Origin of the sequence: Pseudoalteromonas sp. MMG005, from assembly GCF_018101015.1 — a bacterium.
Lineage (GTDB): Bacteria > Pseudomonadota > Gammaproteobacteria > Enterobacterales > Alteromonadaceae > Pseudoalteromonas > Pseudoalteromonas aurantia.
In genome coordinates this window covers 1-5,081 of sequence record NZ_JAGJEK010000045.1, presented here as the reverse complement: position 1 = coordinate 5,081, position 5,081 = coordinate 1, and the positions used below count along the sequence as shown (strand labels likewise).

The window sequence follows — 5,081 nt, the reverse complement described above, 5'->3', positions numbered from 1 at the left end:
TTTGCCAATTTAGTTCTTGCCACTCGTTCAGAGTTATTTTTCCTTTCAAGAAAGTGCAACAACTGAGGTTTATGCGTTTTTATTTGCTCAGCCAACGCAGCAGTCATTGCGCCTTTTGGTGCTTTTACTTTCAAAGTGCCAGAATCTGAAACTAGCTGAATATTTTTTTGTTTTAGCTCTTCAAGCAAGTTTATCATTTTGATTAAAACTCCATTTCTTCAAAGGTCTCACTGTCAGCATTGTGCTGCTCTGAGATAGGTTGAGATTGCGTTGCATCAATAAACTGCGCCAATTCCTTGATTGTTTGGAAAGCAAATAAATCTGCAATTTCAAAAGGGTAATTCCAATGTATCTGGATTCGATCGAGAATACTCATTGCATGAAGCGAGTTACCGCCTAAAGCAAAAAAGGTCTGAGTAATACTTAGTGATTCACTATTACCAAGACACTGCCGCCAGATTTCCTCTAGCGCTATTTCCGTTATGGTTTGAGCCTCTATATATTCAGCTTTTGGCGCAGAGATCTCCATTTCCATGAGTGCATTTCGATCAAGCTTCCCATTGGCTGTTACCGGTAACACATCTAGCGCAATAAATACGCTCGGCACCATATAATCTGGAAGCGACAAAAGTAATTGCTCACGTAAACATTCCGATAAAACCTTTGTATCCATCGCGCTTGCACAAAAAGCAACCAGATGCTCTCTTGAGTTACGTATTTGCAAACTTACAAATGCTTGTTCAATGCCATCACATGCCTCAATTGCGCTCTGTATTTCACCCAGTTCGACTCTGAGTCCTCTAATTTTCACTTGATGATCTAAACGACCTAAAAACTCTATGGCGCCACAAGCCAAACGACGTACCAAATCACCTGTTCGGTAATATCGTTGCTGTGGGCGATTATATATATTTGCCTCAATGAATTTATCTTGAGTTAATTGTGCTTGTTGAAAATACCCTCTGGCTAATCCTGCTCCTGCAATCAACAACTCACCAGGTATCCCTATAGGCTGCTCGACCATGTCGGCACTGACGACAACACAGTTAATGTTATCAATAGCATATCCAATAGGAATACTGTGTGTTTGTGAGTTATCCTTACGGCAATCCCAGTAGCTCACATCAATTGCGGCCTCTGTAGGGCCATATAAATTATGAAGCTGTGCAGTAGATACCTGCCTAAATTGCTCCCGATGATTGAACAGTAATGCTTCACCACTACAAAAGACCTGATGCAACGATTTACAGTCTGAGACATTACTATGCTGCAAAAATGCTTGTAGCATCGAAGGAACGAAGTGACAGTGTGTCACCCCCTTATCCTGAATCAAGGCAGCTAAATATTTAGGTTCCTTATGCCCTCCAGGTCTGGCCATTACGATACTTGCACCTACAAGCCACGGCCAAATAAACTCCCACACCGATACATCAAAACTATAAGGAGTCTTTTGCAGTACTTTGTCATGCTTAGTCATGCCATACTGTTTCTGCATCCATAGCACTCGGTTTAACAAAGCTTGGTGTTCTACCATCACCCCTTTTGGTTTACCTGTGGTGCCAGATGTAAAAATCATATAGGCCAAGTTTTTCTGGCTTAACCCTTGCAATTCAAATGTCGTGCATGGGTACTGACCAAGTTTTTCTTGGCTTTGCTCAGTGTCTAATACAATGATCTGACGTGTACGTAAACACGTATGATCTTTCAAATGATTCTGCGTTAAAACACACACATCTCCCAGTTGATCCAAAACCCCGATATTACGATTATCTGGCATACTAGGGTCAATAGGCACATAAGCCCCCCCAGCTTTGAACACAGCTAGAATTGCAATGGCCATACTACTATGGCGCTCAAGGTATAAGGCCACAAAACTTTCTACTGTGACCCCTTGCTCTTGCAATAACCTAGCAAGACGATTAGCTGCTTCATCTAGCTCTCGATACGTAAGCACTTGCTTACCATCGAATATTGCTGGACTTTGTGGCCTGCTTTGCGCAAATTTCGCCACATATTGATGTGGCAGTAATGACAAATCATATGCGTACTGAGTGTCATGCTGCTTTGCTAATAATGCTGCCTCATCATGAGTAATTAAGTTGATGTTTCCTAATTCTTTTCTCTTCGCCACTTGGCTAAAAATAGCATCAATATGGTGCTTCAGTTGTTCCGCTTCCGAGGCTTGGAAACACTCTCTGCGATAACCTAGTGTCAGATGCACGTTGTGCCCGTTACTCACTATAAGCGTTAGCGGCACTGCACTAGATTCAGCAGTTTCACTATTTTCAATCACTATTTCAGCATCGCTTTTTGAGCGTTCAGTCGCAATATCACTTGGATAGTTCTCAAATACAACAAGACTATCAAACATATCCACACCAGCAGGTATGGCCGTTTCCTGTTGAATCTCAGGTAATGTTAAAAAGCCATTCTCTTGACCATTAAGTTGATTATCATGGAGACGTTTAAGCTGAGAAAGTAAAGAGAGGTCACCAGTAAAGTCTACTTTAACTGGAATCGTGTTAATAAATAATCCCACCATTTTCTCAATATTATTAACTTCGGCAGGACGGCCTGATATCACAGTGCCAAATAACACTTTTTGATTGCCGCTATAACGCTGTAACAAATAACCCCAAACCCATTGGATCACGCTATTTAGTGTTACTTTCGCTTCATTCGCCAACAGACTTAATTGCTGACTAGTGTGCTCATCTAATTGCCAGCTTAGTTCTGTATAGCCCTTTTCTTCAGATGAAGTTTGGTGGTTTAGCAGTGACGTTGGACCATTAAAGTCGCTCAAGTATTCACGCCAATAATTCAAGGCTGATTGCCTATCTTTTCTTTGCAACCAGTCATAATAACCATCTAGTGAAACAGGGGCTGGTAGCGGCTCTTTATGATTGTTCGTATCACCAAAATACGTGCGTAATAACTCTCGATACACTATTGGAATACACCAACCATCTAAAATAATATGATGATGGGTCCACATAAGTGCATAGCGCTGTAATTGGTAGCGTACAATGGTTACTCTATGCAATGGAGCTGAGTTCAACGCCATTGCTTGTTCACGGTCCTCCTGTCGTATTTTTTGCAAAGCGCTACACTGTTGTTCTGCGTTTAATTCACGCCAATCTAAATACCGTATTGGCATTTCTACTGGATTTGCCAGTACAAAACGATAAAGTCCATTTTGCTCAATCGCAAAACAGCTACGCAGCATGTCATACCTTTGTGTTACCTGTTGCCAAGCGTACGACATTCGTTGAACGTCTAAACCCCCGCGGATCTCTGTCACAACTTGCGTGAGGTAGGCCTGCTCATCCATTTGACTTTGAAAATAGATACCATGCTGTAGCGGTGTTGCAGGGTAAACTCCACTCAATATCCCAAAACGGTGTTGCCATTTATCTAATTGAGGTTGTTTAAAGGCAACAAACGGTACATCTGAAGTGGTGAGTTTAGGTATAGACCCTTCACAATGGTCGGCAATGGATTGCAACGCTCTAATGAAGCACTCCTTGAATCGCAGCATCGTTTCCGAGTGAAACTGCTCATCACTATAATCAATCACAAACCGCAAGTTACCGTCACTGACTTGACCATTTATCGCAATGGCAAAATCTCGCAAAGTCTCAGCATGAAGGTTTGATCCCATATGCTCATCTGCAAGTGAAAATCCATCTTGTGCATGCGCCGCAGAAGCTTCTATTTGCCCTAAGTAGTTAAATAGTATTTGCGGTTCAAACTGTTGCAATAAACCTAGATCGTTTGCATTTTTGAGATTTTCGATTACCCCAAACCCAATTCCATGATCTCTAATTGACCGTCTACGCTCTTTCGTAGAAATAATGGTGCCAGCAATATCCGATTTTTCGGCGTTCAACAGTAATGGGTACATTGACGTAAACCATCCCACCGTTTCGCTTAAGTCTAACTCAGGAAAAATAGGGACTCGTCCGTGACTTTCAAGCGCTACTGCAATACGTTCGATTGCAAAGGTCTCATATAAAGCTATCGCCAAACCACTTAGCAACAAATCATCTACACCCGTGTGATACGCTTTATTGGCTGAGCCAATCAATTTCCCAGTTACTTCATCTGATAAAGTAAGTCCTAGTGTCTTACTTTGGGTACGTAAACTTGGTTGCATGTTACGTTTCGAAAATGGTAATAACTCACTACCTAATGCCATTTGTTGCTGCCAAAAAGTACCTTCTTTTGCTAAAAAATTATCGCTATGCGCTATTAGTTTTGAACTCCATTGTTGTATTGATGACGTTTTTTGCGGTAATTGTAAACGCGCGTTATTTTGTTGTTGTCGCCATAAACGTTGTAAATCTTGAACAATAACACGCCAAGAGACACCATCGATAACAAGGTGGTGAGCAACCAATAGCAAGCGCGCTTCTGTGTCGCTCGTTATTAAAGTGGCCTTAAATAAATGACCAGCGGAGATATCAAAGTTAGTTTGTGCATGGGCTGATATGTCAGTAACCGCTGCCTTTGACCAACTTTCAAGCGTAACAACCTCAACACATCGCGTTAGTTGTAACTGCTCTATTGCCACAAACTGGCCATGCCAATCATCGTTATTGGCAATAAACCTCAACCTTAAAGCATCATGCCTATTAAGTAAGCAATACATCGCCCCATGTAAAAACATTTTCGACAACTCAAGTGGGACATTAAGCATAATTGACTGATTGTAATGATGTAAGGCAGGCTCAATGCTTTGCTGTAAAAAGCGTTTTTGGATTGGGAGTAAGGTAAATTCCCCAGTCAAAGGGGCTTGTTCAGCACTTATCTGAGTGTGCGACTGAGCAAGTAGCGCTTGCTCTGCCACCGAAGGCGCTTCCATTATTTGCTTAAGCGTAAGATGCAATCCACACTCGCGCGCTTTAGCAACCAGCTGAATTGCCAGAATCGAATCACCACCCACCGTAAAGAAATGATCGTGCACACCAATATCATCATTTGCGAGTAGTCGTTGCCATATTTTCAGCAAATTTTGTTCAGATGTATTTCTCGGTCCCTCAAACGTCACTAGCCCCTCAGCAGCCTGATGCTGCTTTAAG

General features: G+C 41.9%; 2 protein-coding genes. Both read right to left on the bottom strand.

Features of this window, described 5'->3' with window-relative positions; all coding sequences use genetic code 11:
* Positions 1 to 197, bottom strand: a 197-nt coding sequence (locus J8M01_RS23510; RefSeq protein WP_211052892.1) for a hypothetical protein, incomplete at its 3' end; no start/stop codon positions are given.
* Positions 198 to 202: 5 nt separating this feature from the next.
* Complete coding sequence (locus tag J8M01_RS23505) at positions 203 to 5,050, bottom strand: non-ribosomal peptide synthetase (RefSeq protein WP_211059561.1); 4,848 nt, start codon at positions 5,048 to 5,050, stop codon at positions 203 to 205.
* Positions 5,051 to 5,081 lie beyond the last annotated feature (31 nt).